26 protein-coding genes are annotated in these 26,119 nt (G+C 37.4%); 1 reads left to right on the plus strand and 25 read right to left on the minus strand.

All coding sequences use genetic code 11. The features are described from left to right. The 24 genes from LS67_RS01430 to LS67_RS01540 all read right to left on the minus strand — a co-directional run bounded on the left by LS67_RS01430 (nt 1) and on the right by LS67_RS01540 (nt 24,361). Complete coding sequence (locus LS67_RS01430; protein ID WP_034327054.1) at nt 1-468, minus strand: hypothetical protein; 468 nt, start codon at nt 466-468, stop codon at nt 1-3. Between the two features lie 10 nt (nt 469-478). Continuing rightward, complete coding sequence (locus LS67_RS01435; RefSeq protein ID WP_034327053.1) at nt 479-1,411, minus strand: ATPase, T2SS/T4P/T4SS family; 933 nt, start codon at nt 1,409-1,411, stop codon at nt 479-481. A 10-nt stretch (nt 1,412-1,421) separates the two neighbouring features. Beyond that, a complete protein-coding gene (locus LS67_RS01440) occupies nt 1,422-1,622 on the minus strand; it encodes a hypothetical protein (RefSeq protein ID WP_034327052.1) in 201 nt (66 codons plus the stop codon). Nucleotides 1,623-1,709: 87 nt separating this feature from the next. Further along, on the minus strand, nt 1,710-3,542 hold the full coding sequence (locus LS67_RS01445; protein WP_201273684.1) for a hypothetical protein: 1,833 nt from the start codon (nt 3,540-3,542) through the stop codon (nt 1,710-1,712). A 66-nt stretch (nt 3,543-3,608) separates the two neighbouring features. Further along, nucleotides 3,609-5,165 carry a DNA type IV secretion system protein ComB10 gene (locus tag LS67_RS01450; RefSeq protein ID WP_081947970.1) on the minus strand — a complete coding sequence of 519 codons (1,557 nt, stop codon included), beginning with the start codon at nt 5,163-5,165 and terminating at the stop codon, nt 3,609-3,611. Nucleotides 5,166-5,231: 66 nt separating this feature from the next. After that, nucleotides 5,232-6,515 (minus strand): TrbG/VirB9 family P-type conjugative transfer protein, encoded by a 1,284-nt coding sequence (locus LS67_RS01455; protein ID WP_034327051.1) that lies wholly within the window; start codon nt 6,513-6,515, stop codon nt 5,232-5,234. Beyond that, nucleotides 6,512-6,829, minus strand: coding sequence for a hypothetical protein (locus tag LS67_RS01460; protein ID WP_052057439.1), 318 nt, complete (start codon nt 6,827-6,829; stop codon nt 6,512-6,514). Before LS67_RS01460 ends, LS67_RS01455 begins: the two co-directional genes overlap by 4 nt. A 10-nt stretch (nt 6,830-6,839) precedes the next feature. Next, nucleotides 6,840-7,961 carry a VirB8/TrbF family protein gene (locus LS67_RS01465; protein ID WP_081947968.1) on the minus strand — a complete coding sequence of 374 codons (1,122 nt, stop codon included), beginning with the start codon at nt 7,959-7,961 and terminating at the stop codon, nt 6,840-6,842. Nucleotides 7,962-7,977: 16 nt separating this feature from the next. Next, complete coding sequence (locus LS67_RS09545; RefSeq protein ID WP_161594466.1) at nt 7,978-8,115, minus strand: hypothetical protein; 138 nt, start codon at nt 8,113-8,115, stop codon at nt 7,978-7,980. Between the two features lie 12 nt (nt 8,116-8,127). Next, nucleotides 8,128-9,387 carry a type IV secretion system protein gene (locus LS67_RS01470; RefSeq protein WP_034327050.1) on the minus strand — a complete coding sequence of 420 codons (1,260 nt, stop codon included), beginning with the start codon at nt 9,385-9,387 and terminating at the stop codon, nt 8,128-8,130. After that, nucleotides 9,374-11,725, minus strand: coding sequence for an FtsK/SpoIIIE domain-containing protein (locus tag LS67_RS01475; RefSeq protein ID WP_034327049.1), 2,352 nt, complete (start codon nt 11,723-11,725; stop codon nt 9,374-9,376). The genes LS67_RS01470 and LS67_RS01475 overlap by 14 nt, the downstream gene beginning before the upstream one ends. Beyond that, nucleotides 11,722-11,901 carry a hypothetical protein gene (locus tag LS67_RS01480; RefSeq protein ID WP_034327048.1) on the minus strand — a complete coding sequence of 60 codons (180 nt, stop codon included), beginning with the start codon at nt 11,899-11,901 and terminating at the stop codon, nt 11,722-11,724. Before LS67_RS01480 ends, LS67_RS01475 begins: the two co-directional genes overlap by 4 nt. Nucleotides 11,902-11,911: 10 nt before the next feature. Then, on the minus strand, nt 11,912-12,175 hold the full coding sequence (locus tag LS67_RS01485; RefSeq protein WP_034327047.1) for a hypothetical protein: 264 nt from the start codon (nt 12,173-12,175) through the stop codon (nt 11,912-11,914). Beyond that, nucleotides 12,175-12,471 carry a TrbC/VirB2 family protein gene (locus LS67_RS01490; RefSeq protein ID WP_034327046.1) on the minus strand — a complete coding sequence of 99 codons (297 nt, stop codon included), beginning with the start codon at nt 12,469-12,471 and terminating at the stop codon, nt 12,175-12,177. Before LS67_RS01490 ends, LS67_RS01485 begins: the two co-directional genes overlap by 1 nt. 20 nt (nt 12,472-12,491) lie before the next feature. After that, nucleotides 12,492-13,163 carry a hypothetical protein gene (locus LS67_RS01495; RefSeq protein ID WP_034327045.1) on the minus strand — a complete coding sequence of 224 codons (672 nt, stop codon included), beginning with the start codon at nt 13,161-13,163 and terminating at the stop codon, nt 12,492-12,494. A gap of 609 nt (nt 13,164-13,772) precedes the next feature. Further along, the gene (locus LS67_RS01500; protein WP_034327043.1) at nt 13,773-16,838 is read right to left on the minus strand and encodes an efflux RND transporter permease subunit; all 3,066 of its coding nucleotides are present in this window, start codon (nt 16,836-16,838) and stop codon (nt 13,773-13,775) included. Beyond that, the gene (locus LS67_RS01505; protein ID WP_034327041.1) at nt 16,838-17,926 is read right to left on the minus strand and encodes an efflux RND transporter periplasmic adaptor subunit; all 1,089 of its coding nucleotides are present in this window, start codon (nt 17,924-17,926) and stop codon (nt 16,838-16,840) included. Before LS67_RS01505 ends, LS67_RS01500 begins: the two co-directional genes overlap by 1 nt. Next, nucleotides 17,923-19,209: a TolC family protein gene (locus LS67_RS01510; RefSeq protein WP_034327039.1), complete on the minus strand. Its 1,287-nt coding sequence runs from the start codon at nt 19,207-19,209 to the stop codon at nt 17,923-17,925. Before LS67_RS01510 ends, LS67_RS01505 begins: the two co-directional genes overlap by 4 nt. A gap of 68 nt (nt 19,210-19,277) precedes the next feature. Further along, nucleotides 19,278-20,273, minus strand: a complete 996-nt coding sequence (locus LS67_RS01515) for a hypothetical protein (RefSeq protein WP_034327037.1) — start codon at nt 20,271-20,273, stop codon at nt 19,278-19,280. Continuing rightward, nucleotides 20,270-21,409, minus strand: a complete 1,140-nt coding sequence (gene folP / locus LS67_RS01520; protein WP_034327035.1) for a dihydropteroate synthase — start codon at nt 21,407-21,409, stop codon at nt 20,270-20,272. Before folP ends, LS67_RS01515 begins: the two co-directional genes overlap by 4 nt. Beyond that, the gene (locus LS67_RS01525) at nt 21,406-22,026 is read right to left on the minus strand and encodes a DNA polymerase III subunit delta' (RefSeq protein ID WP_034327033.1); all 621 of its coding nucleotides are present in this window, start codon (nt 22,024-22,026) and stop codon (nt 21,406-21,408) included. The genes folP and LS67_RS01525 overlap by 4 nt, the downstream gene beginning before the upstream one ends. Before the next feature lie 17 nt (nt 22,027-22,043). Further along, nucleotides 22,044-22,592, minus strand: a complete 549-nt coding sequence (locus LS67_RS01530) for a HobA family DNA replication regulator (protein ID WP_034327031.1) — start codon at nt 22,590-22,592, stop codon at nt 22,044-22,046. Nucleotides 22,593-22,599: 7 nt separating this feature from the next. After that, a complete protein-coding gene (locus LS67_RS01535; RefSeq protein WP_034327029.1) occupies nt 22,600-23,805 on the minus strand; it encodes an aspartate kinase in 1,206 nt (401 codons plus the stop codon). A 61-nt stretch (nt 23,806-23,866) separates the two neighbouring features. Further along, on the minus strand, nt 23,867-24,361 hold the full coding sequence (locus LS67_RS01540; protein WP_034327027.1) for an RNA pyrophosphohydrolase: 495 nt from the start codon (nt 24,359-24,361) through the stop codon (nt 23,867-23,869). Between the two features lie 88 nt (nt 24,362-24,449). Between LS67_RS01540 and hemW the strand changes: the two genes are divergently transcribed. Then, a complete protein-coding gene (hemW, locus tag LS67_RS01545) occupies nt 24,450-25,679 on the plus strand; it encodes a radical SAM family heme chaperone HemW (protein ID WP_034327025.1) in 1,230 nt (409 codons plus the stop codon). 14 nt (nt 25,680-25,693) lie between these two features. Here hemW and LS67_RS01550 read toward each other — a convergent pair whose 3' ends face one another. Then, a complete protein-coding gene (locus LS67_RS01550; RefSeq protein ID WP_161594467.1) occupies nt 25,694-26,116 on the minus strand; it encodes a glycosyltransferase in 423 nt (140 codons plus the stop codon). Between the last annotated feature and the right edge of the window lie 3 nt (nt 26,117-26,119).

Genomic DNA, 26,119 nt, shown 5'->3' on the forward strand with positions numbered 1-26,119 from the left:
TTACCTCTTTCTTTTAAGTGATTGTTGTTTGTTTTCGAGCATATTGATAATATGTTTTGTAAGAATCCTTAAGTCTATTAGCTCTACTTTAACTTTGGAGAGACTTTCATTGACTTCTTTATGAATCTCTTTTGTAACGATGTCATTTAATTCCCCGTTGATATGCGCGAGATTGAACTTGTAAGCTATTTGATTGATATTGCTAAAAGTAGCGTTTAGGTCAAGAAATAGTTTTTTGTTGAAGTTAATAAGGCTTGTGAGCTTATCATAAAGCTTGTTGGCATTATCAAAAGTAGTTTCGCCGTTTTTATCTTGCGTAAGTAGAAGCAAAGATTCTATGTATTGTGTAGTATTGGAGATACCTAACTTTTCTTTTTGTGTTTTGAGCGCAAGATATGCTTCCTTACTTAAAACAAGGTGCGTTCTTTTCCCCGTGATTTGCTTTTTATTGTAATTGATTTCTTTCATAATTGCCCCTTTATATGTGCTTATTTGCAAGTATGCGCTTTAAATCTTGTTTAACATTTAGCACATTAAAGACTTCTCGCCCTTTGCTTGTGCGCCGTATTTGTATGACATAGTCAATAGCCGATATGAAGTAGTCAATGATTGTTTCATCACTCGCATTTATGCCACTAAATTTTGTATTCATAGTGATAGCGTGGATAGAATCCTCAACGCTATTAGCGTGTAGGGTAGAGATTGAACCACTATGTCCTGTATTGTTTAAGCGTAAAAAGAGTAGCGTATTGCGCGTGTCAAGCTCACCTACAAGTAGCCTATCGGGCGACATTCTCATAGAATCGTTTAGGGCTTTTTCGTAAGTGTAATTAGCAGATTCATTTTTGCTTACTACAATTTGCACTTTATTAAGGTTTTTGATGTGAAGCTCTGGAGAATCTTCGATAGTGATAATACGCTCATTAATATCAATCTCCTCTATCAATGAATTTGCAAATGATGTCTTGCCTGTGGCTGTTCCACCGCTGATTAAAATATTCTTTTTATCACGCACAAAGCCTTTTAAGTCTTCATAGGTGTAGTTGCAATTTTCATTGATAAAAAAGCTTTCTATGGGAAATTTAGAATCACTTGGGATTCTAATATTAATGCTAATGTTATTAGTCGCAGTAATGCTTGGGTGCAACGCATTTACTCTATATCTCGTATGTGGAATGGAGCAAGAAAGATGAGGCACTTCGATATTAAAAAATAGATTTCGTGCAGTCGCTAATTGTTCGCAAAAATTAAGCAAAAATCGCTCATCTAGTTCCTCATCTTTCACTATTTCATAATTACCATTCTTACCAAGCCAAAGCTCACCCTCCTTGTTAAAACATATTTCGTTAATATCCATAGTGAGATATTTCTCAAGCTTCAACAAAAGAACATCTAATAGTTTTGAGCGCATTACATATCCCTTATAAGCTTAAATTTGCGGATTCTGTAAGCTTTTTGATTTTGAGCTTTTTACTTTCTACTTTTGCAATAAGAACTTGAAGCTCTTTTACTTCCTTTTTAATGGTTTCCATTATTTTTATCTCTTGGTTTTTCTTATCAATAGATAAAAGCAAATTGCTGAACTCATCTTTATTTTCTGAGTTTGGTGTGTTGTTTTCCATTGTGTGTGTCTCCTTTCTATTATAATGTATTTGCTTTTTGTGATGTTTTCCATTTGTTCTTATGTTTTCATAGAATCTCCTTTGTATTTATTTTGGCATTATGTAATTGAACCATTTTGTGCAAGTAATTGAGCCATCACCGCATTTAGTGTCAGGATTCCACACGCTATAATTTTGGCAAGTTGCATTATCTCGGTAGTTTTTTTGCACCCATTGATTAAACTCGGGGCTTTGTTGTATTTGCTTGTCTTCGTAAAATCCCTCTTTGATTTCGTAGTTCCTAAACCAATCATCAGGGAGATTGAAATTGTTTTGGTGTATCACCATTTCTCTATCTATTCTTGTAAAAGTTTCGCCATTAGGGCTTAGATTTTTCTTGTATTCTGTGCCGTCTGGACGCAAATATACATCATAGGCAGTTACATCTTTCGTTACATAATCAGTAGTCCATTTAGTTTGCCCAATAAATATTTTATTCTTTTTATAGCCCGTGCAGGAGCATTTTTTAAACCCGCATTGCCAACTATTTGATGTAGTCCAACCACTCCCTTGCACTTCTTTTGTGAAAGAATAGTCTTTTGCTTCTCTACTTAACTCTTGCTCTTTATAAGTGGAGCTTAGATTTTGATAAGGGAGGATATATTCGCTTTTCTTGCCACCTTGCGTTGAAAAATCACAACTTGTTACATTAAATTGTGCATATTCTACATTATCATAAAAGGCAATCTGTGTTCTTTTTTTGCCCTGAAGTAATGTATCGTCCATTTGCCATTCGCCACACGGAGATTCTACATACTTAAATACAGCGTCTGTTCTTACACCTTTTGTGATATAGATTTTTTCTTGTGTGTATGGGTCTATATAATACTGATTGACTACTCTTTGCGCTTCTTTTTTGGTATCATCTGTTATATGCTCGACTAACTCCTCTTTGATATTGCCATAAGCAATGCAATCCGTAGCTTCGTGAATTAGTCCATCAATGCCACGAAAGAGAATCTGCGTTACAAAAAAGCTTCCTTTACCTCCGCCATAGTCTTTATCGGTATGCTCAAGCTTACAGCGCGTATCATCTTTGTATAACTCTGCTTGATATTCTGCACCTACTAAATCTACACAATCACCTACATTTTGCACTTTGCTTTCATTATCTACATAGTAGAATTGCGTTTGTTTAATGGCTTTTCCATTGGCAAAATCATATCTGTATTCACATTTTGTGTCATCGCGCACTGCCATTTTTTCAACGCAGCTTCCGTCTTTATCTACAACGCTTAATTTAATGGCATTTTCTAAAAATTCAGGCACTTCACAAAATTGAGAACTCCAAATCTTTGTGCTTGTGCTTCCGTCTGGGTTTGTTGTGGTGGTAGTAATAGAGGGTATAGCATAAGGAATATTACTTGAGCCATTGCTGCCACCACTACCGACACTTATATTGCCTATACTACCGCCACCACTACCACTTGGGTTACCACTACTACCACCGCCTTGAGTAGATGGCATTTTATTGTTTCTATTAACCTGTGTGTTATTGCTCCCATTTTCGAGTTGTTTAATCTGCTCTGCAAAGTCTCTAAACTCTTTTTGATTTTCACCTTTGAGTGTAAGCTTTGTGCCTTTTACTAATTTGCTATTTCTACTTTTTATGCGTTTTGTAACTTGTGGTTTTTTCTCAAGCAAGGATAATTTTTGTCCTTTCATTATCCTATCGATGACAAAGACTACCTTTAAGTCTTTTTCCAACTTATAAGTTCCAAATGCCTGAAATTGCTGGTTGCTGTGCATTACATTTGCGCTCACAACGCCTTGTGAGTTTGTGAAATTAATTTCGTCCTCTAAGTAAATGTCAATGTTTGCATAAGAGATATTTATGCAGAATAAAAGAAGTATTATGCTTTTTATATTGTGATGTTTCATTGTTGTTTCCTCCTTGTTTGTGATTTTGAGATTTTTTCTGTTTGTAATGCAAAAAGCATTATGTTTTTACTCATTTGTGTTTTCCTCCTCATCTGTGATTTGAGATTCTTCTCTAAAGAAACGGGCTAGAGTTTCTCTATTTTTTGGTATGGGTATAAAAATATCTTGTGAAGGTGCGATAAAAATCCTTGAACCTTCTCGTATTGTAATGATTGGTTGAATTTTCATCTGCTCTTGCACGATTCTTTGAATGATAGTAGAGACATCTTGCCTCATACCTGATAGAATCTGTGCTGTCATATATGCTTGACTTAAATCGCTTTGATTGTTTGCTGAAGCAGTTTTGGCATTGACGGCAAGAAGTAGCCCATTTGAAAGAGTAGATAAGGTCATAGGTATGCCGTAGCGTTGAAAATTCCTAGAATGCACTTCACCCACTAAGCCGTTATAGCCTTTAACATCTGCACCTTTTGCATTGGTAAGTAAAATGTTAATGCCGTGTGGCGTAATGATTCTCGTCCATATTACTTCTAAGCGGTATTCTCCTATTTTGTTGTTGCTTTGGTAGAATCCTATAACGCGTGAGCCTTTGGGGATAAGCACTACACGCCCCATAGCTCCGTAAATATTACTTTCTACTTGCGCGACTACATTACCCGCAAGTTGAGACGAAATGGGGCGCACTAAGAATGCAGGTATCATTCTATCCGCTGTAATAGTGCGCAAGAGTTTATGCTCGTTACTTCCCTCATCTTTGTCGTCTAGGTTAGTAAATTCATCTACACCATATTCAAGCTTTTTCTTGGGCTTTTCAACCTCTTCACTTTCAAAGCGTGAAGCTAGAATGCTGTTAATATTCTTTTGTTTAGAATCTGCTAACTTTGGGTCAAACTTTTGATTTTCTACTGCGACACTATCGCCTACGATGTTGCCGTCTTCATCATAGAGATACAAATCCTTTTCTCTTTCTTGCCCTTGCAGCTTTGGTATAGGATTTTTGGTAGGAGCTAGAGGAATTTTATTGCCCTTTTCTATCATATTGCCGTTTTTATCGTGTATTTCATAATTCCCCTTGTTGTCCTCATATGTGAGATTGCCGTTCTTGTCTGTGGTAACCTTTTTATCTTTTTCTACATACACATTATTGCCCTCGCTGTCTTTAAATATGATTCTCCCCTCACTATCACGGCTCATAGGATTACCATTTGCGCTAACAATGGGTATGCTTTTATCTAGGGCTATTTTGCTATTGTTTTCATCAAGCGTATAAGGCTTGGCGTTTTCATCAAGAAATACTCTTTGTCCATCGCGGGTGTGGAGTATAGGCTCTCCATTGTTATCTAAGGGAATGGTATTGCCTTTGTCGTCATAAAGGTTTTGATAAAGGCTAGGTTCATTGCTTTTTTGTTGGGTGTTTAATTGTTCTTGCAATTGCTTAAGGCTATTATCAATTTGTAGAAAGTTTTGCTCTTTCTGTGATTTTTCACTCTCTAGCTCCGCTTTTAGCCTTTCAATCTCTGCCTTTTCTTTAGAATCTGCAAAGAGATAATCTTCAAGTGGAAATTTACTCTCTAGTTCGTCTAGCTCATCATCACTTGCAATAAATGCTTGTATAAGAATCATAAAGCACACAAATGCTATGAGAAAAACAATAATCGCTTTTTTCTTAAAAACCCACACAATCACCCCTTAGTGCATATTTTGTTCTTTTGATTTTTTTTGCAGTGCTTCGAGTTCTTTAATGCGCTCTTGGTTGCGCTTGATAAGTTCTTCCTTGTTCCTGTTGTCTATGCTTCCCTTTTGTTCCACTTTTTCTATTTTTGGCTTTTTTAAGGGCTGCATTTTGGGCTGTGATTGTGTTTTTTTGGTTTCCTTTGGTGTGGATTCTGTATCTGTTGCCTCTGTTTCTGCTTTATCTACTTTTTCTTTGATGATAGTCGGCTTTGTAAGCATTCTTACACATACATACTCATCACCCATTTTTAAAGTCCATTTCTCGCTTAAATCCTCTGCAACGAGGTAGTTGCCTACGATTTTGACATTCACAGGATTATCGTAGTCATCTACGACTTTAAACACAACGGGGAATTTAGACATTGCATCCTCTCTATCAAATTTGAAGTATGTATATTCGTTGTCATTAAAAATATCAATAGCTTGCATTTTGATAGATTCAGGGGATTGTTCTTTGTTGAGCCATAAGCTTTTCCAAGTGCGCTTTGCTTTGGGGATTTGCGCGTATCCACGCTTGATTTTTGCCTTTTCAATATGGATTTTATTGATATTGTCGCCTATGGTAAGAAATTCGCCGTCATCTTCCTCTATGGCTTCAAATTCGATTCGCTTGTAATTGTTATCATCTTTTTTCTTATCTTTTTTGTTTTTATTGTCTGTGCTTTGCATAGCAATCTTACCTATTTTGCGGTCTTTGCTTACAAAGATAGTAAAGGCTGGGTTTCTACGATTAGTAAAGTGTGTTGAAAAGATGTAGAATGTATAAATCGTGCCACTCTCGCCGATGATAGTAAGGTTTGTATCTATACCAATGAGTTTTGGTTTAATGGTGAGCACATTTCTTAAATCCCATTTTTCACTACCTAACTCTGTTACTTCAAAGCCATTTGGGTCCCCAAAAATCACTTTTGCGATAGGGTCATTATCAAAGATAATGGTGCTTATCATTGCATATCTCGTGCGTATCATATGTGTATCGCCGTCTTTATGCAAGATATTCATATTGTTGTCTTGCAATTTTCGTCTAGGATTCCAAAAGTGTTTTTGCACAGAATCTAAAAACATCATCTTGTCGGTGTGAGCATTGCCCGACATTTCGCCACTCTCAAAATCCTCATCACTGAATACGCTTCCGTCCTCATCATAAAATGGTTTTTGCTGTGGTGTATCTGCAAAAGGTGAATTTTGGGCACACAAACTGCCTAAACAAAAACCGAGTGCTAAAATGATTTTTCTCATTTTTGCTCCTTGTTGGCTTCTTTTGCCTCATCTTGCACGGCGTTAGGTTCTGTGTTCTCTTGCGATTCAACCTTATAAGTCGTTTCTTTACTTATATCTACTTCCTCTTTTTTTTGAAACTTCGCTAAAAACTGCTTTATGCTCTGCATTTGCAAGTATGAAAAGCTTTTAAACTCCTCTCTTACTTCTGCATTGTCTTTAATGCTTATATAAAGCTTTTTTGGGGAGTATGATTGCTCTTTGAGGTGCTTAAATAGTGGTTTGTATGTGAAATACAAAATACCTACGATTGTTCCTAAAAATATTCCTAACATTGTGTTCTCCTTAGTCTAAAAATGGATTTGGGCTATTCAAGCTACTTTCTACGCTTTGGGTGTTTTGTTGTTTTTTTGCCTCCTCTTGCTTGATTTTTTCCTCTTGAGCTTTTTTCATAGCCTTAACCTCCTCTGCTAAAATCTTATTTTTTTCGCTAGGAGTGAGATTTTTATAATCCACTTCTTGCGCTTTTTTCTTTTCTTTTTCTTCTTTGAATTGATAAGCTTCTTTTAGTAGGTCATTTGAATCTATTTGGTTTTTTTCGTTGAGCTTGATTTTTGACTTAGAATCTTTAGGATTAACTTTGTTTTCTTCTTCTAACTCTTTAATAGTGGCAATTTCTGTTACAGCGTATTCTTGCACCTCAAAACCTGTTGGATTCTTGGGTAGAGATTCAAAGTCAATATCTAAGGTATTAAACTTATACATTAGGGTAATCTTGTAGCGTTTTTGGCTTTGTAAGACACCTAAAGCATACAAAGATATGCTTACTTCTGCATTGGCATATCCATTTTTCCATTTAGCGATATTTACCACTTTAACGGAGCGTGTAAGGTTTGTATTGCCATATACAGAAGCTTCTTGTGCTACGATGTTTTCAAAGATTTTCCATACTTTGTAACTGCTTTGTGTTCTTACTATTTCATACCGCTCGGTATCATCAAAATGATTTATTGTCTCCCTGTTAATGATATACGCACCTATAAGGCTTCTTATGAGGGCTTCATTAGCGGTGATAGTTTCATTAGCTCTTTCTATATGCACAAAGTTTTGGGAGGCATTAGAAAATCCTATGAGATAGGGTTCTTTCTCTTTTAAGGGGAATAAAGAAATAATAAGAATGCTTAATATAATGACGAGAGCTATAAGCAACTTGTTGAGATTAAGCACAAAATCATAAGTCTTTTTCTCTATTGCAAAAATAGTGTGAGCGTCTTTGATTGTGTCAAAAATGGTATCAATTTTGATATGGTGTGGCATATTAAAGTTTTTAATGCCCTCTTGTAGCTTTTGCAAATATGGGGATAATTTTTTTTCCTCTTGCTTTGGCTCACTATGAAATTCTTTTTCTACATCAATGAGGCTCTCTTGTTCTTGTGTAGATTCTATCTCCTGCCTTATATCACTCATAAATTACTCTTTTATCTTATGCGATATGATGGCTCATACAAGCACAAGGGCTTTTTTTCATCTCATAACTCTTAGAATCTTGCATTGCTGCACAACCACTATAAAACGCAATGAATATGAGTGATAGGATTCCAGCATAGATTGTCTTTTTCATTATTTCTCCTTTTTATTTATTATTCTTTCCCATAATCTTGTTGGTTAGTTCTTTAGCAGTATTGCTTCCTGCACTTACGCCTTTTGAAACCAAATCATTAGCTTTGCTGCCTCCTTTTGTTTTGTTAATGGCGTCATTAATTTTTTGCCCTAGCTGTTTTCCACCTGCGCCTTTAAAGGAGGCATTGCTTAAACCTCCTGTTACTAAGGCACTTGCGGCACTTGCTAATCCACCGATACCACCACCTCCACCTTGATAACCGCTTTTTGCCATTCCTCCTACTGCACCAGCTGCCATACCAGCCGCACCACCTGTTGTCATACCTAATGCTTTTGCACCTGCTTGTGCGATTCCTGCACCCACACTACCACCAGCACCAATGACTTGATTAATGAAACTAGGCACTTGCTTTACAAGATATACACATATAAAACAGCCAATAATACCCACACCGATGTAGCCTATAATGGTTGTTTCTACTGCAATATCTTTCACCCACGCGGTAATCATATCTTTGCCCTTAAGCAATTCATTTCTGCTTGGCATATTTGTTAAAATATAATCAGCCACAGAAAAGTTAAAAAAGCACATTACAAGAACTAGAGGCTTATATAGAGTAAGCCCCACAATATATATTATGTAGCTTCCTACCATTTTTCTTGTTTGTGGCAAAAACATTAAGGCTATCATCAAGAGTGCTAAAGCTTTCCATATTAATATTTGTAATTCAGCTACTAATATCACAAGCAATACGACTATGATAAAAATCATTGTGCATACAAAATATACGATAGCAGCAAAAAGGGCTAAAAACTGCCCTTTAAAGCTTCCCCACGAAAATTCGGGTGCGGACACAATGACGATTTGAATACTCGCGTCAAAGGTTTTTTGTATAAGGTAGCCTACAGCACTTTGAATTTGTGGCGAGGATTGAACTTGTTGCAGAGTGGAATGCGAAATATGTGTGGTTAGAGTCTCTGCGGGATAGGAGATTAAATTTCCAAAGTATTCCATATATATTTTGGGATTTTCAACTGCCCAATTAAAGAATCCTACATAGAGCATCATCAAAATGATTTGTGTGAGATTCTTCCAAGTAAAAAAATCGCCCTCTTGTAACTTTTTCACTGCGAAAGTAATGATAACTATCATACCAATAAGATTAAAGAGAATTTTTACTTTCATCACTTCAGTAAGGGCATTTAACATTCCTGTTGCAAAACCCTCTGCTACTTTTTGAAAGAGTGTTATTATAAAATCATAAATATCCATTTAAAAACTCCTCTTTCCACATATGAGAGTTAAGTTTTAGCTTTTTAATCTTTTGCACTACATCAGAATCAGAGCTTAGGATTTTGAGATATTTGCCTAATTTATCAAGATTCACATCAACGATATTGCTATGCTCGTTGTTGATGAGATTCTTGATAAGCACCTTTCTTTCATTTTGTCCTGTGTTTATCAAAAAATTAATCTCATTCTCTGCAAGTGGAATGTTGTATTTGTTAAAAATCTCTATGTCTTTTGTGGGAAAGATGATGATATGTGCTAGGTTTCTTATAAAAGAATCTGCATTTTTAACATTGTCAAGCTGGTGCATATCTTGGAATGCCATAGTAATTACACCATTAAGCTTTCTAGCTTGTGTAAGTGTAAGATTAATTCTTTCGTTGAATGTTGGGTTGTGGAGATATGATTTAAACTCATCAATAAATACAAAAAATCCTTTATCTTGATTCTTTGCTTTGTAGATGATTTTATGAAAAAGATAATGTGCGACAAGTCCTGCGTCTTTTTCATTTTCTACAATGAAATCCATATTCAGTGTAGTAAGTCTCCTTTTAAACTCTAGCGTATCGCTGTGCTTGTTAAAAAGCGGATTTTCTAGGTATCTATCGAGTTGCAACGGGATATGTTCATCACCTGTTTTTGTAATCGCTTCTCTTATGTCCTTGAGGGAGAAAGAAATACCTTGTGGCGAGAGATTGTGATACAAATCTCTTATAACTTTTTCAACCGCTTTTACCTTTTGTGCTTCCTCTGCATTTGTAGCCTCACTATTTAGTCCTATCATCACATTAAGCCACGAGCTTAGGAATGTGATATTTTCACTATCATAGGGTAGGGAGCAAGGGTTGATATAGAAATCCTCGCCATTGTTATATTCTCCATTTAAAAATTCTGTAACGCTGTATAAGCCATTTAACCTATCAAGTGCGAGTATGTCTATATCATACTTGAATAGATTTGCCATAAGGAAAGAAACGAGCGTTGTCTTACCTGCTCCCGTGCCTCCTACTATCATTGTATGCCCTACTACTTTATTGCTATTGTCCGCGTGAAAATTAAATAAGAATGGCGACATACTTTGATTTTTAAAGAGTGTTACGGGTGTTGCTCCCCAAGAATTTTCTGTTTGTCCTATATATTCTTTTTCAAATAGAATCATAGATGATATAGTTTTGCTTGTATGGATTCTCTTTCGTGCATTCAAAAAGCTTTTGTTAGGGAACATACTAAAAAATGTAGGTTGCATATTTAGTGTTTCGATAACAGCGATAATGCCAGCATTTTTGAGATGATTGAGGATTTTGCTAGAGGCTTCATTTAGAATCTCTTTATTTTTAGCTTTGACTAGAATCGCATAAGAAAAGTTCTGCATATTCAACCTATCAGAATCTATAAACTCTTTTAACTCTCTTAGCTGCTCTTTGGCAAAGCTAGGTGCAAGTTTGATTTTGTCCTTAATCTTACTCTGCGCCCTTTCTTTTGAAATAGAATCTATACTTAGATATACATCAAGTTCATAGGAGCTATGGAGTATGGTCGATAATGTAAGGCTTGAGATTTGCTCGTTATCATAAGCCTTAATACCGATGAAGCGATTAAAAACTTGGTAATTATTAAACTCTTGTATAAAATAATCTTTGTGAAAGCTTACTTTACTGCCAATATAACTATCACTCAACAAGCCATTTGTAGCTGTAAATGGCACATATACGCCATTTATATATTCAGCATAAAAGCGTAGCAGCTCTGTGGAGGTCATTTTTTTAGGTGTATAGAGACTCAATGTAGAAAAATAACGCTCTATTGTGGCTTTAAGAATAGCTATTTTATTAACATAAGTAAGATTATTTGCCTTATCCTCTTTGATTGAGGTTGTCATTTCAAGTTTTTTCTTTTCTAAAAAGCCCTTAGCTCCCTTATTTTTGGTTTCAAATATGATATAATAGGCATTCGTAAAGACATTTTGCCCACTTTCCCACTTATTAACGATAAGTTCCGCGTATTGATTATCTATTTTATACTCTCTGTTATAAACAAGCTCTCTCCGCTTTACAATAATTCTAGCTTCGACATCATCACTTAGCGCATTTAGGGCATTAATCCTGTCAATTAAAGTATTAATCAGTCCGTCCTCGCTAATTGCATTGTAATTAAAACCCTCAAGCGTGATACCTGCTACAAAATTTTCGCTCTTAGTGATGATTAGCTCTTCATCATACAAGGCTAGAATGTTATTCTCCTCACACATTGAGTATTGATTGGGTAAAGATTCAAAAACTAAGTTAAGAATCCACTTTTTTATTGTTTCTGTTACATTCATAGCACTTGCCTTATCTTGTTGGAGGTATGAGGTTCGTTTTTGCCTGTGTTAAGTAGTCCAAGATAAAAACTCGCACTTATACACGCCAAAACCACAAGAAACACAATGATTTTATAGAGCATTACAAGATTCTTTAAGTTCAAAACCTTTCGCATATAAAAAACAAATTTGCTCATCACCGATTCTTTATGGGTAGTATGTGCTAACATTTGTTTTCATCTGCAATGTAGCAAATGCAATGTCTATAATGTCATCATCAAAAAATTCTATGATGTAGAAAAATATGATGAGAAAAAAGAAAAACACAAAGGCATAAATACCAATGTGGGGCTGTGTAATAAGCCCACTCATTACGGATATAACCCACGACTTGAAGTTAAGCCTTAGTAGCTTTTCTTTTTTGGTAAGCTCTCTAATATTTTCCGTTTCAATAGAATTTATGCGTAGCATTAGTTAAACGCCCATTGAGAGATAGCTTGTGCGTTCATAATAAGTAAGGTAGCCGCGATGATACCAACGCATTGAATAAAAATTTCTTTCCAGCGTTCAAGATTCTTAAGAAAATAGATACCTACTGCTACGATGATAAGTGTGCCAATAGCTGTAAGGGCAGTCTGCACCCAATTAAAAATCTTTGAAACCATTGAGTTTAAATCCGCGCTTAATGCAAGTTCAGGAATTAAAACAAAAGCAATAGCTACAAGGATTAAAGCCTTTGAGTGTTTATTATGTTGTGTTGTGTTCATTGTGTCTCCTTTTTTGTGATTTACGAGCTTAATAGCTCTAGTGATTTTTTTATGTTTGACTTAATGATTCTTAGGTGGTATGGATTGTTGATAGGTGGCAAGGATTTTTGTGTAAGTTGTTGATATGTGATGCTTGTATAAAAACTACTATCCTGTATGTTTTGCAACTCCAGCAAAATAACCTTGTATTTGGATATTTTTTTATCCTTGCGACTAAGATTTTTAAGCCTCCATATCTCATTGTCGAGCATTAGTGTTTGGTGAGCGCATTTGCGAGATATTTCTCTCATAATTTGTTGAACATTCTTGTAGAATCTTGTCGGTAGCTCTTGCGGAATTTTATTTGTGGCTTCTTGCGTATGAAGTGATTTATAAACCCTCGATTCTTTGTAGTCTAGCACATTCAAAAAATATAATTGCTTTCTTGTAAAATTGAATCTAATAAGTTCCAATCTTTCGAGTTCTTTGAGCCATATCTTGATTGTCTTTTCACATACATCAAACTTATAAGACATTTCTAGGATATTAAAGAAAATATTTGTGTTTTGTTTAGCATTGGAGAGTTTGACAAGTGAGATAAAAAACATAAAGATTTTGGGATTCTTGTTTGTTTGAAAATACTCACAAAGGTTTTCGTAAATTTCAAATGCACTTTGACTTTGAATCTTGTCAAGTTTCTTGGAATGGGACATATGAGCTCCTCATATCCCAAACCTTATTTTTTGCTTTAAAATTTGAATTTAAGTAAATTTTGTATTTATAAAAGATAAGAATCTTGCAAAAAATAGAGAAAATCCACATATTTTTAGACAAAAATCTTACTGTGAATCCTTATAATAAATAAGTGATTGTAGCAAATGTGAGAGTGAGAGTAGCACAAAGATGAGAAAAAGTAATGAAATGTGAGGGAATGAACATAAGGCTTTAAAAAGCTTTTAATGTGTTTTAATTTAATGCGTATAGTAAGTAATTATAGAGCTTTTTAAAGGTTAGGGATAAGAGGCTTAAAGGGCTAGTTTTACTGCTGGGGATTATTTACTTAAATTTAATGTTTGAAATCAAAGTAAAATCCCTCACTTTGATTTCAAACGCGAAATGACTTTGATTTTACGCGAGGGGTTACACTTGCATACAGAGTATATGTAACCCTGCATTTGACTAAAGGCAAGTTTAGAATTGATATACCTTGGATTTTCAATGTAGTTTTTGCCTTTATATAATAAGTGCATTTATTATAAAAAATACGCAAGTAATCATAAAGAATCTTGATATATCTAAAAAAGAAAAAAATTCACATAATCCTACACGCCGAATTTTCGCACTACGATTCTAAAAAGTGGCGGCAAGATAAGCAGTGTTAACATTGAGGAAGTTACAAGCCCTCCTAACACCACGATAGCGAGAGGTTTTTGCACTTCACTCCCAACGCCCGAAGAGAGCAGCATTGGGATAAGCCCAAGCCCTGCGATAAATGCAGTCATTAGCACCGGGCGTAACCGCCTTTTTGCTCCAATGACAATAGTATCTTCAAGACTATATCCCTCCTTAAGCAAATGCAAGAAATATCCCACCATTACCACACCATTAAGCACTGCGATACCAAAAAGCGCGATAAAGCCCACGGAAGCCGGGACAGATATATATTCGCCCGATAAGAAAAGTGATATAAGCCCACCGGTAACCGCAAAGGGGATATTAAGCAAAATCAGCAAGGAAAGAGAAATAGACTTGAAAGTAAAGAAAAGGATAAAAAAGATAGCAAGGATACTTAGAGGAATAACGGTGGAAAGCCTTTTATTCGCGCGTTGTTGATTTTCAAACTGCCCACCATAAGTGATAGAATATCCCTCCGGCAATTGCACTTGTGCGGCAATTTTCTCCTTTGCTTCTTGAACAAATCCGCCCAAGTCTCTCCCCATTACATTGCTTCTCACTACGCTATAACGTTTTGATTGCTCTCTTTGAATCTGTACAGGACTATCAACTTCTTGAATGTCGGCAATTGAGCTAATAGGCACAGGATTTCCATCAAGAGAGCTCATTTGCAAACTCTTCAATTTTGTAATATCACTTGCAATATCAGCATCTTGACGAATGATGACGGGGATTCTCGCAAAGCCTTGTGGAATGTAGGTTACGATAATACCCTCTAAGCTTGAGCGCATAAATTTTGTAAATTCATCACTTGAAATACCAGTATTTGCCATTACGGACTGCCAAGGTTTTACATAGAGGCAATTCACCCCTTTATTAAGCGTAGTAAAAACTTCAGCAGAGCCTTTAATATCTTTAAGAATATCTACAATTTGTGAGCTTAGCTCATTAAGTTTATCAATTTCTAAGCCAAAGATTTTAATAGCTAAATCCCCACGCACACCGGTAAGCATTTCGGAGATTCTCATATCAATTGGCTGCACAAGTGCAATATTCATACCTTTAAATTCACTTGCAACTTCGCGTATTTTATCCTCAATCTCTTCCATATTTTTTGCTTGCCATTCTTCTTTTGGCTTAAAGGATACAAAAACATCACTTTGGTTGAAACCTGCTGGGTCAAGCCCCACTTCATCAGTTCCTGTGCGCGTAACTACACTTTTAATTTCAGGCACTCTAGCGAGTAATTCTTTTTGCATAAGGAGCATTACATCTCGACTTTGCTCTAAAGAAATAGAGGGGCTAGATTCAATATTCAGCACCAAATCACCCTCTTGCAAAGTCGGCATAAAGGCACTTCCAATAAGCGGAAAGAGTGAGAAGCTAAAGATAAGAAAACATATCGCACTTATAAGCAGTAATTTTGTTCTTGTAAGTGCAAAATGGAGCATCGGGGCATACATTTTATGAAAAAATTGTGTTAATTTGGTTTCGTGATGCTCTGTCGCTTTAAGCACAAAGGAGCTAATTACAGGAATAACCGTCATTGAAAGCAAAAGTGAGCCAAGTAACGCAAATACGATTGTTTGTGCAAGAGGGACAAAAAATTTCCCCTCTAAACCTTCAAGTGTAAGGATAGGCACAAAAAAGATGATAATGATAATAATGCCGCTAAAGACAGAGACAGATATTTCTTTACACGCACGATAAATGGTATGCAGTTTTGGTGAATTTTTAGTGAGACTTAGCTTTTCAAAGGCATTTTCAACATTTACAACTGCAGAATCTACCAAGATTCCAACAGCAATTGCTAATCCTCCAAGACTCATCAGGTTTGCTGAAATGCCATAGTGGCGCATCATTACGAAAGCAAAAGCGATAGATAAAGGTAAAATTACGCTTACAGCTACCGCCGCACGCACATCACCCAAAAACAAAAAAAGTAAAATAACGATAAGCACAATGGCTTCCACAAGCGTTTTAATGACATTATTGACTGCTTTTTGCGTGAGTTCAGACCTATCATAAAAAACACGCAATTCTAGATTCTCGGGTAATTCTGTCTTAAGCTCTTCCATTCTAATTTTAATTTCTCTAATTGCATCGCGTGAATTTGCTCCTTTGAGAGAAAGCACTAAACCCAATGTTGTCTCGCTTTTACCATCTATTGTTGTAAGTCCAAGCCGCGTCATATGATTTTCAATCACATCGCAAAAATCTCTTATACGCACATAGCCAGATTTGGTAATGACAGAGATATTTTTAATCTCTTCTATATTTGTTGCGCCCGTTTGCACTTTTACAAGGAAATTCTCATTGTCCCGTGTTACGCGTCCTGCACCATCATTTTTAAGATTTGCATCAAGTGCATCTTGCAAATCACTAATTGTAATGCCAAGTCGCGCCATATCATCAAAGTCTGGAACGACTACAATCGCTTTAGTATATCCGCCTAAGCGATTCACATCGGCAACACCTTTGATATTACGCAAAGCGGGGCGAATGGTAAAATCAAGTAGCTGCCTTTTTTGTGCTTCTGATATGGAATTGTCGCTACTTTCAAGAGTGAACATAAACATATCACTTAGGGGAGTTACAATCGGTGCAAGTCCGCCACTCACACCATTAGGCAAATCCCCTAATGTGGTAGAGAGTTTTTCATTCACCATATTACGTGCAAGATAAATATCTGTGCCATCGTTAAAGTCAATTGTAATATCAGCAAGTCCATATTTTGAAAGACTACGCAAACTCTTTTGATTAGGAAGCCCTAGTAATTCTAGCTCTAATGGACGCACAACACGATTCTCTACTTCTTCTGGTGCCATCCCGGGGGCTTTAAGAATAATTTTTACTTGTGTGGAGGAGACATCTGGAAATGCATCAATGGGGATTGTAAAAAATGAATATGTGCCAAAAATAAAAAGTATGATTGCGCTTAGCACCACAATCATACGTTGTTTAAGGGAAAATTCTATAATTTTTGCTAGCATTATTCACTCCCAAGTCCGTCCATCATACCTTTTAGGCTGATAATATTGCCTGTGGCGATCTTCATCTGGGCATTTAAACCTTTTGGATCAATGACAAAACCATTGTCTCTCTCTTCAACCTTATGAATCTTGGTGGGCTTAAACCCTTTGGCACTCTGCACAAATATAAAATAATCATTGCCATTTTTTATGACTGCAGATGAGGGGATAAGAATCGTGCCCTTAGGCAGTAAGCCATCAATATATACTTCTATCATCTCACCGACTTTAAGATTTGTGTCGCGGATATTGGCAATGGCAAGAATAGTGTTTGAGACTTTATCAATGACTACTGACATAGTTTCAACCTCCCCAATTTTATTGCCATCATCATCAAAGACAGGCGAACCCTTTTGGATATTGTGTGATAAGTGTAAAGGGATTTTAATGTGTCCAAGCAAATTGCTTGTTGCATTATCGCTTACTTTTGAGATTCTCACATAGGGCGTGAAAGCCCCGATTTTCTCACCGCTTTGTTTGGGGGCAACGGATAGAATCCCCGAAGTTTTTGCTACCACAGGAAAGCCATATCTGCCCTGTGAGCCATTTTTGATGAACTGCGGGTCAATGCCCAGTAAATCAAGCTTTGATTGGATTTCATTCAATTTTAAACGCAATTCATTCATTGCGAGGTAGCTTAATTGATATTCCCGCTTGGAAATCACACCGGCTTTATATAGGGATTTATCCTTTGCCTCGTTTTCTTTAGCGATTTTGAGTCGCTCGCGTGTGTTTGTGAGCTCAAAAAAGAGCGCACTCAACTCATTGGAGCTAATATCGCAAATCAAATCCCCCTCATTTACACTCTCCCCCTCGCGTTTATAGATATTCACCACGATTGTCTCAAAGCTCGAACTTTGCGTGCTGGAGCTCTTGTCGTCAAAGTCAATAAGAGCATTGAAAGGCACACCCTTAGTGTTAAAGGCTTGATTGAGCGGGATAATTTTAATACCATTTTTTGCCACTTGCTCCTGTGAAATAACGATTTCGCTTGCAGCAAACATAAACTGGGTGCATAATAGCGGGATAAAGCACAGATATTCTTTCATTGTTTGTCCTTTGTGCTAGGTATATTTAAGACGAGACTTAGAGTTTCTTCAAGCATAGAGAGCGTTAAAACATAGTCGCGCTTTGCCTGCGTGGTGGCAATCATCGCATCAAGGTGATTATTTTTCACACTTAAGTATTCAAACGCACTTGTTTTACCTGCCTCATAGCCAATGCGCGATATTTCACTTAGCTCCGCACGATTATTTTCATTATCCTTTGCAAGAGCAATAACCTCCTTTTTTGTATAGAGTTGCTCCAAATATGACTTTGCATTCATCAGCAACGAAGCCTTTAGAATCTCGCTTTCGCGTATAGAACCACTTTGTAACGCTAGATACATCGCCTTTTGATTGCCGTATTTGGTGGTTAAAGGAATGGGGACTTTAATTTTCAACATAATGCCATCGCTCGATTCGGCGCTATTAAATCCGCCGCCAATCTCCAGTGCGTCAAAGCGATTTTGAGAGGCGAGCTTTGCGCTGTATTGATAGTCTTTGATGTCTAGGCTCACTATATCAAGGTAAAGATTCTGTTCTAATGTCTTTTCAAGCCCTGCATCATCAAGGCTAAGATAATCAAACTGCAGCCCATTTACATTGATGTTGCTGTCTGTTGTATTTACACCAAGAATCACTTTGAGCGCATTGAGCGTGTTTATAAGCTCTGTATGCAGGGTTTTTAGTGCTACCTTTGTAGCCAAAAAGTCGCTTTTGAAAAACAAATATTGTGATTTGCTAATGCGCCCGGCTTCGTATTGTTCTTGTGAGATTTTAATCTGATTCTTTGCGTTTTCATAACGTGTGGTATAGATGTGATACTGCTCGTTTAAGACGAGATAGTCCAAATACAATCTTTTTGCGCTAATTATCGCTAGTCGCCTTGTGAGTTCATATACTTTTTCTTGCCTTAGAATCTTGTTTTGGTAGCTTTGTGAGAGTGTGTAGCTCACCCACGGCAAACGAGGTGTAAGCGTAAGCAAAAATGTGCTTTCAAGTTCCGTGCCACCGCTTGGCGATTTTACGCGATTAGTTTCCACTTCAAGGTATGAGCTATTCCACGCACGCATTGCTTTGCCCTCATAGGTAAGGGCTTGTGCCATTGCACGAGATTTTGCAAGATTGATAGAATTTTTCTCCACACGCGTCATAAATTCATCAAGGCTCATTACATATTTGTTTGTAGGCATATAGACATAAAATTCTTCTTCTAGCTTGTTAAAGTCTATAAAATCATTTGCGCACATTACACTTATGTAAAGCATAAGGGCAGTGATATATTTCATCGCAATCCTTCGTGATTCTATGCTAAGTTAGGTAATTATAGGGATATTTTTTAAACTATTCGCTTAATCTAATGTTTTGTATTCTTTTTGAAATCACGCATAATAGTATTAAATCTATTGAGAAACACTGGGTTTTTGGCATTCATATATTCCGAAATCATAAGGATAAGCTTTTGATTAAGATTCATACAAATTTTTGTGCATACATTTGAAAATTCTTGCTCATCGGTGCCATACATTGCTTCATCAAGCATTTGGACATAATGCATGTAAGTTTTTTGGTCGCGCTCATCTTGTTTTTTATTGGCAATAATTTTTTCTTTCATAGTTTCAAGCTCTTCTAAGGGTATGTTTTGAAGATATTTTTTAGAATACATACCCGTGAGCCCGAGAATTTCACCCACAAGTGCAAGTTTTTCTGGAGTGTTGTTAAGATATTCTTTGTAAGTATCGTTAAAAGTTTCATCAGGCATAAAGTCTTTTACGATGAGTAGCTTTAAATGTGCCATATCGAGAATCTGTTGTCGCTTTTTCTCGTTTCCTAGCTCCGTGATTGTGTTTTGTAGGCGCATTGTATCATTGCGTTTTTTTTCATAATAGCCCATAATCACCTTATATTCTTCAATAGGTAATTCCTTAAGCTGCATAGAGATTTGGTCAAGCAAATTTTCTTGAAATTCGCGATAAGCAATGCGCAAGATTCTTTGAATTTTCAACATAGATACATTTTTGAGATTGAGTGTGAGGATATCTGCCACATCGGCATAGCTAAAGTCATTAAAGGCGTCCCTTATGATGCTCATTAGCACAAGTGTATTTTCTAAATTTTCTTGCACTTTGAGCTTAAAATCGCCGATATCTGCCTCATCGAGTGAGCTTATCGCTGTGTAGTTATCCTTATCCATATAGTGCAAAAAATTTAGTGTTTCTGTGCGCGTATCTTTCTCATAAAGCTGCATTATTCCATCTTTATCGAGCTTTGAAATCTCTTGTTCTGTGTGTCCGTGGCGCATTAGAAAAGCCTTAATAGGCTTTAAGTCTTTTTTGTCATCTTTTGTATTCATTGCATTGCCTTATAGATTTTGAGCATATCAATGTGCGAATCTTCATCGTGTATGCGGAGGATATTCGCTCCATTTTGCAAGGCGTAGAGGTGCATAGCCAAAGTTCCGGCGAGTCTATCTTTGGTCTCTCTACCTGTAATTTTGCCAATGGTGTTTTTGCGACTAGCCCCCACGAGTAATGGTAGTCCAAAATGCTGAAAATGCGATAAGTGTTTGATAAGGGCGATATTTTGTGTCTCATCTTTTGCAAAGCCAAAGCCAATATCAATAATAAGATCTTTTACCCCCGCTTGTCCTAGCGCAGTAATTTTTTCTGCAAAAAATGTATCAATATCATCAAAAAGATTCTTATAGGTGTGTGTGAGGCTCTGCATTTGTTTTGGTGTGCCTTTAGTGTGCATTAGAACCACCCGTGCGTTGTATTGTGCAGCGACCTCTATCATTTGGGATTCACTTAGTCCGCTTACATCATTAATAATTTTAAATCCGTGAGAGAGGGCATATTCAGCTGTTTTAGCATTGTAGGTATCAATGCTAAAATCGATTTTTTCATATAATTTATTTGTAGCAATATGCTCTATCACAGGCGTGAGACGCTCAATTTCCACATCTGTGTCTATTAGCTCACTGCCCGGGCGTGAGCTTGCCGCACCAATATCGATAATCCCCACTTCTTTTTGTATTAAGGTGTGGATTCTATCTATCGCGCCCTGTGCGTCTTTCCGTGAATTTTCATAAAAGCTATCGGGTGTAACATTGATGATTGCCATAATGGTTTGTTGGTGTGCTATGCGTTGAGAAGCGTAGAGATGAGATTCTAATGCTTTTTTGAGTGCTTTTAAGCCAAAGGGTTGCATTGCGAGTTTTGGGAGTATTTTTTCTATATTGCTTCGTGTGCCAAAAAGCAGGGCAATATGCTCACCTTTATGCGTGATGCACTCTTTTGGTGTGGCACATTCTGCCCCAACACTTAGTGCCTCTTGCTTTAAAATATTCATCGCTTCAAAGCCCAAATCTTTTATTTCAAAGCCAAGCATTTGTGCCTTTTTACCCATAATCTTCTGCCCCATAGAATCTGCGCCTATGGATTTAATATTGTCTAAAATGCTATGGGAATCTAGCCTTTGTATAGTCATTGCCGTCCCTTTTGTTTGTGGTAGATTCGTAAAAGGAGAGGGAGAAAAATATAGTTTTGTTTTTCGGTGGCATCATTTTGATTAAGGGCAATGGCTCTATCAAAGAGGGTGAGTTCTTTTTGGGTAAGCTTTATTTGTGCTTCATAGAGGGCGAAAAGTAGAGATTGAATCCTAAGCTTAATATCCTCTTTGCTGTGTTGTGCGCTGTCATTTTGTTTGCAAAAGTTATAGATAGATTCTAAACTTAGCCTTGATACATCAAGTTCAAATGGTGGCATCTCCGCCTTGTGTTTGTGTATGGTAATACTCATACGAGAACGAATTGTAGGAATAAGTGCATTTTTATTCTTAGCGATGATAATAAACTGCACCAAAGGTGGCGGTTCCTCGATGATTTTGAGGAGTGCATTTTGTGCGGCAATATTGTATTTATTTGCACAGATGATAATGAGCATTTCCTGTTCGTAAGTGAGATAACTTTTTGCTATGACTTCCTTTGCATCATCAATCTTAAAATCCTCTCGTTCAAAAATTTCATAATACTGCTCTTCGCGTTCGGCAATGAGCTCGTCTATAAGTTCCTTTGCAAAAGGTGTAATGTGTATAATCCCGGTCATCTTACGCTTCTTTATGTCTATATATCAAGCGAGATTTTATTGAGGAGCGCGCACAATATCGCCCTGTCAAAGAGTTTAAAAAGTATGAGAAGCTTATAATCGAGGTATTCATCTGTAGGGTTAAAAATTTCATTTTCGTCAAATATCCAGTGCCACCCGTCTCCGCACTCTTTTGCAAAGGTTGCATATATGCTCTTTTTGCCTATATACCATATTTTATAGTTGCCATACATCATATCAAGCATATTGCTAATAAGTTTAAAGCCTTTCATATCGTTGCCTTGTGCATTAGAATCTATCATATCGCGCAAATGTGTGATTTCAATGACGGGCAAAAATGGTCGTCCCTTGTGGTGCTGATTGATGTGTTGGGTAATGTATGTGCCAAACCATTGATGTTGTCTGTCTGTGAGCACGATAACACTCCTGCCTTGCAATATGTGCGTAATGAGCCGCACCATATGTGGCAAAAGCAAAAATCGCTTTTCCTCTATCCACCCACTCATTACGCCTCTTTTTTCGTCCTCGCGTATGGTATTCAAAAGCCAATCACTGATATTTTCCATTCTCTGCCTATTCTTCTAGTCTATATACGCTATGGAGCTTACGCACCGCGTCTTGAGCAAATTCTGCATTGATAATCATAGAGATTTTAATCTCACTCGTGCTTATCATCATAATATTGATATTATCCTCCGCCAATGCTTTAAAAGCTGTGCTTGCCACGCCAGAGTGTGATTTCATACCCACACCTACAATCGACACCTTAGCGATATTATTGTCGTATTCTATACTGCCAAAATCATTTTTAAATTTTTCTAGCACTTGCTGTGTGAGCTGCACCTCTGTCTTTGGAATCGTAAAATCAATATCTGTTTTGCCATCGCGCCCGATTGTTTGCACAATCATATCCACATTAATGTTATTATCTGCCAAAAGCCCAAAAATATCCGCCGCAATGCCCGGGCGGTCAAGCACATCAGCAAGGCTCACTCGTGCTTGATTGTTATCGAGTGCCACACCGCTAACAATTGGTTTTTCCATTATATCCTCCTCTTTAGTAATAAGTGTGCCTTCATTTTCGCTAAAAGAACTCGCGCAATATAGCCTGACATTAAGCTTCTTAGCAAGCTCTACCGAACGATTAAGTAAAACTTTTGCTCCCATAGATGCGAGCTCTAGCATTTCATCATAGCTAATTTTGTCTAGCTTTTTTGCTTCTTTAACAATGCGTGGGTCAGTCGTATATACGCCATCTACATCGCTATAAATTTCACATTTTGTCGCATTGAGCGCACCTGCTAGCGCAACTGCTGATAAATCGCTTCCGCCGCGCCCCAAAGTCGTAACTTCTCCCTTTGTAGAAATCCCTTGAAATCCTGCCACGACAACGACATACCCTTCATTAAGCAAGTGAAAGATTTTCGTGGTATCCACATATTCTATACGCGCTTTTGTGTGAAAATTATCCGTAACAATCCCAGCACCCCTACCACTAAGTGAAATTGCCTTAATTCCCATAGATTCTAAAGCTATGGCAAGGAGTGCTGCGGTTACGCGCTCTCCAGAGCTAAGCACCATATCGACTTCGCGTGTGTTAGGCAGTGGCGTGAAATGCTGTGTAAAGTTAATAAGTCTATCTGTATCTCCGCTCATTGCAGATACGACTACGACAAGGCTATGCCCTAAAGCCTTGCTTTTGGTAACGCGTTTAGCAACATTGTAGATTCTGTCACAATCCCCCATACTTGTGCCACCATATTTTTGCACGATGAGCATAGTAGTCCTTAATGTATAAAATTAAAAATGCTAATCATAGAATCTTATTGCTTAAGATTCTTTATATACAGCCCTCTTTTTTAAAATAGTCTAAAATTTTTTTATATGTATCTCTTTTAAAATGCGTAACATACTGAAATATCTCATCTATGCTTACAAATTGATATTTATCAAACTCCGGTATATCGGTTTGGAGATTGATTTTAGATTCGTCTTTGATACGCACGAGGAAGTATTTTTGCCTCTGTCCGTCATAGCCCTTATACATCTTTTTTGGCATAGTGTTTGGGAAGTCATACTGCACCCACTCGGGGCATTCACTGATGATTTCTACATCATTTGTGCCTATTTCTTCTTCTAATTCTCGTAATAGCGCATCTCTTGGGCTTTCACCCTCATCAATGCCCCCTTGTGGAAACTGCCACGCGCCTTTAATATCTGTGCGGTGAGCAATAAAGAATCTATATTCGCTAGGATAGGTGCTTGATAAAATTATGGCAGCGACATTTGGGCGGTATCTTTTTGGCTTTACATCATTGCTTTGCTCTGCGCTCATTGCTATACCTTTTGCGAATTGTTTATGGCATTATACGCTACAATATATAATATTTTAAGCGAGGCGAGTTTAAGGGGATTGTAAGAGTATGCTACTTTATATTCACATACCATTTTGCGCGAGTAAGTGCGGATACTGCGCTTTTACCTCTTTTGTGAATAAAGAGACTTATTTTGAATCCTACATAGAGGCTTTGTGCGTGGATTTAGCACAGATTCTAAAAGGTAAAGATTATGTGTTAAGCTCGATTTTTATTGGTGGAGGCACACCAAATCTCTTAGATTCTATACATTATGAGAAAATCTTTACTCAGATCCGTGCGTATGCGAGGCTTGAAGAGACTTGCGAAATCAGTATTGAATCTAATGTCAATCTCCTCAATCCGCAGTGGTGCAGGGATTTACGCGCATTAGGTGCAAATCGACTAAGCATAGGTGTGCAGAGCTTTTATGCGCCAAAATTAGCCTATTTGGAGCGCGACCATAGCGCAAAAGATATTTTTCATCGCGTGGAGAGTGCCTACAATGCAGGATTTACGAATATAAATTGCGATATGATGATAACACCTCTAGATTCTTATAATATCTTAGAATCCGACCTTACACAGGTTTTGAATCTCCCCATAAGCCACCTATCGCTTTATGCGCTAAGTATTGATGAAGGCTCACGCTTTGCAGGGCAAACAAATGTGGTGCGCGGAAATGTTGATGAGGCATTGAGCTTTTATGCGCGTGATTGGCTACAAGCGCAGGGATTTATGCAGTATGAAGTGTCAAATTATACGCGCAATACACAAACGCAATGCGCTCACAATATGGGCTATTGGCAGGGGCGAGAGTATCTCGGGTGCGGGGCTTCGGCGGTGGGGCGTGTGGGGCGTGTGCGAATGCGGGCATATCCAAATCTTAAAGAATATATCAAATCGCCCACCGCGCGTTTTAATGAGCATTTGAGTGTGGAAGACATACAGATTGAAAACCTTATGCTAGGGCTACGCATGAGCAGGGGTGCGTGGCTAAAACTTGCGCCATTAGAGCAAGAAAATCAAGCGTGGCAAGAATGTATAGAGGCGGGGGAATCCATAGGCTGCGGACTTGAAGTAAGTGATTTTAAAAAGCCTCCACTGCGATTTTTGCTTGATGAGGGCAAATGTCATTTGCTAGAGTGTGAGGGTGCAAAGCAGGGCAGAATCTTAGCAAAACAATCAAGAGAGCGTGAAAAGTGTAAGGGTGAAATGTGTGAAAAGATAAGCTATCTTGTGGCAAATGAGCTTTTTTTGGCTGATGAGATTGCGCTGTGGATTTTACGCCACAAATAAGCACGGAGAAGTGATTATGAAAGGCTATATATTTGTGCGGCGTTGATATATCGTTCAACAATAAGTCTTTTATCGTGTTTTGTAAGCACAAAATTTCGTGCATTTTGTTTCATTTGCATTCGCTCTCGTGGGCTAAGATGAAGCATCTTGCTCATAGACTTGGCAAGTGAGACACTATCTTTTGCTTGACACATTGAGCCTATTTTTGGCGTGATAAGTTCTTTGCAGCCGCTCACATTTGTGGTAATAATAGGCTTTCCCATACTCAAGGCTTCTAATAGCACCATAGGTGCGCCCTCACGATAGCTAGGCAGCACAACGCACGAGCTAGATTCTATAAAGGGGCGGACATCATTTTGCTCTCCAAGATACTTGATAATTCCCTCCCTTTCCCATTTTTGAATGATAGATTCTGCAATAGCACTAGGATTTGCCACATT

The sequence above is a fragment of the Helicobacter sp. MIT 03-1616 genome, from assembly GCF_000765685.2.
GTDB classification, from domain to species: Bacteria; Campylobacterota; Campylobacteria; order Campylobacterales; family Helicobacteraceae; genus Helicobacter_C; species Helicobacter_C typhlonius.

What these genes read in the sequence shown, in the direction of transcription:
- LS67_RS01540 (WP_034327027.1), bottom strand. Translation starts at nt 24,361, where the DNA reads ATGAGCGCAGAGCAAAGCAATGATGTAAAGCCAAAAAGATACCGCCCA.
- folP (WP_034327035.1), bottom strand. Translation starts at nt 21,409, where the DNA reads ATGACTATACAAAGGCTAGATTCCCATAGCATTTTAGACAATATTAAA.
- LS67_RS01450 (WP_081947970.1), bottom strand. Translation starts at nt 5,165, where the DNA reads ATGATTCTTATACAAGCATTTATTGCAAGTGATGATGAGCTAGACGAA.
- LS67_RS01470 (WP_034327050.1), bottom strand. Translation starts at nt 9,387, where the DNA reads ATGGATATTTATGATTTTATAATAACACTCTTTCAAAAAGTAGCAGAG.
- LS67_RS01445 (WP_201273684.1), bottom strand. Translation starts at nt 3,542, where the DNA reads ATGAAACATCACAATATAAAAAGCATAATACTTCTTTTATTCTGCATA.
- LS67_RS01510 (WP_034327039.1), bottom strand. Translation starts at nt 19,209, where the DNA reads ATGAAATATATCACTGCCCTTATGCTTTACATAAGTGTAATGTGCGCA.
- LS67_RS01505 (WP_034327041.1), bottom strand. Translation starts at nt 17,926, where the DNA reads ATGAAAGAATATCTGTGCTTTATCCCGCTATTATGCACCCAGTTTATG.
- LS67_RS01535 (WP_034327029.1), bottom strand. Translation starts at nt 23,805, where the DNA reads ATGCTCATCGTGCAAAAATATGGTGGCACAAGTATGGGGGATTGTGAC.
- LS67_RS01490 (WP_034327046.1), bottom strand. Translation starts at nt 12,471, where the DNA reads ATGAACACAACACAACATAATAAACACTCAAAGGCTTTAATCCTTGTA.
- LS67_RS01475 (WP_034327049.1), bottom strand. Translation starts at nt 11,725, where the DNA reads ATGAATGTAACAGAAACAATAAAAAAGTGGATTCTTAACTTAGTTTTT.
- LS67_RS09545 (WP_161594466.1), bottom strand. Translation starts at nt 8,115, where the DNA reads ATGAAAAAGACAATCTATGCTGGAATCCTATCACTCATATTCATTGCG.
- LS67_RS01525 (WP_034327033.1), bottom strand. Translation starts at nt 22,026, where the DNA reads ATGACCGGGATTATACACATTACACCTTTTGCAAAGGAACTTATAGAC.
- LS67_RS01435 (WP_034327053.1), bottom strand. Translation starts at nt 1,411, where the DNA reads ATGCGCTCAAAACTATTAGATGTTCTTTTGTTGAAGCTTGAGAAATAT.
- LS67_RS01530 (WP_034327031.1), bottom strand. Translation starts at nt 22,592, where the DNA reads ATGGAAAATATCAGTGATTGGCTTTTGAATACCATACGCGAGGACGAA.
- LS67_RS01500 (WP_034327043.1), bottom strand. Translation starts at nt 16,838, where the DNA reads ATGCTAGCAAAAATTATAGAATTTTCCCTTAAACAACGTATGATTGTG.
- LS67_RS01480 (WP_034327048.1), bottom strand. Translation starts at nt 11,901, where the DNA reads ATGAGCAAATTTGTTTTTTATATGCGAAAGGTTTTGAACTTAAAGAAT.
- LS67_RS01440 (WP_034327052.1), bottom strand. Translation starts at nt 1,622, where the DNA reads ATGGAAAACAACACACCAAACTCAGAAAATAAAGATGAGTTCAGCAAT.
- LS67_RS01485 (WP_034327047.1), bottom strand. Translation starts at nt 12,175, where the DNA reads ATGCTACGCATAAATTCTATTGAAACGGAAAATATTAGAGAGCTTACC.
- LS67_RS01455 (WP_034327051.1), bottom strand. Translation starts at nt 6,515, where the DNA reads ATGAGAAAAATCATTTTAGCACTCGGTTTTTGTTTAGGCAGTTTGTGT.
- LS67_RS01430 (WP_034327054.1), bottom strand. Translation starts at nt 468, where the DNA reads ATGAAAGAAATCAATTACAATAAAAAGCAAATCACGGGGAAAAGAACG.
- LS67_RS01515 (WP_034327037.1), bottom strand. Translation starts at nt 20,273, where the DNA reads ATGAATACAAAAGATGACAAAAAAGACTTAAAGCCTATTAAGGCTTTT.
- LS67_RS01465 (WP_081947968.1), bottom strand. Translation starts at nt 7,961, where the DNA reads ATGAGTGATATAAGGCAGGAGATAGAATCTACACAAGAACAAGAGAGC.
- LS67_RS01460 (WP_052057439.1), bottom strand. Translation starts at nt 6,829, where the DNA reads ATGTTAGGAATATTTTTAGGAACAATCGTAGGTATTTTGTATTTCACA.
- hemW (WP_034327025.1), top strand. Translation starts at nt 24,450, where the DNA reads ATGCTACTTTATATTCACATACCATTTTGCGCGAGTAAGTGCGGATAC.
- LS67_RS01495 (WP_034327045.1), bottom strand. Translation starts at nt 13,163, where the DNA reads ATGTCCCATTCCAAGAAACTTGACAAGATTCAAAGTCAAAGTGCATTT.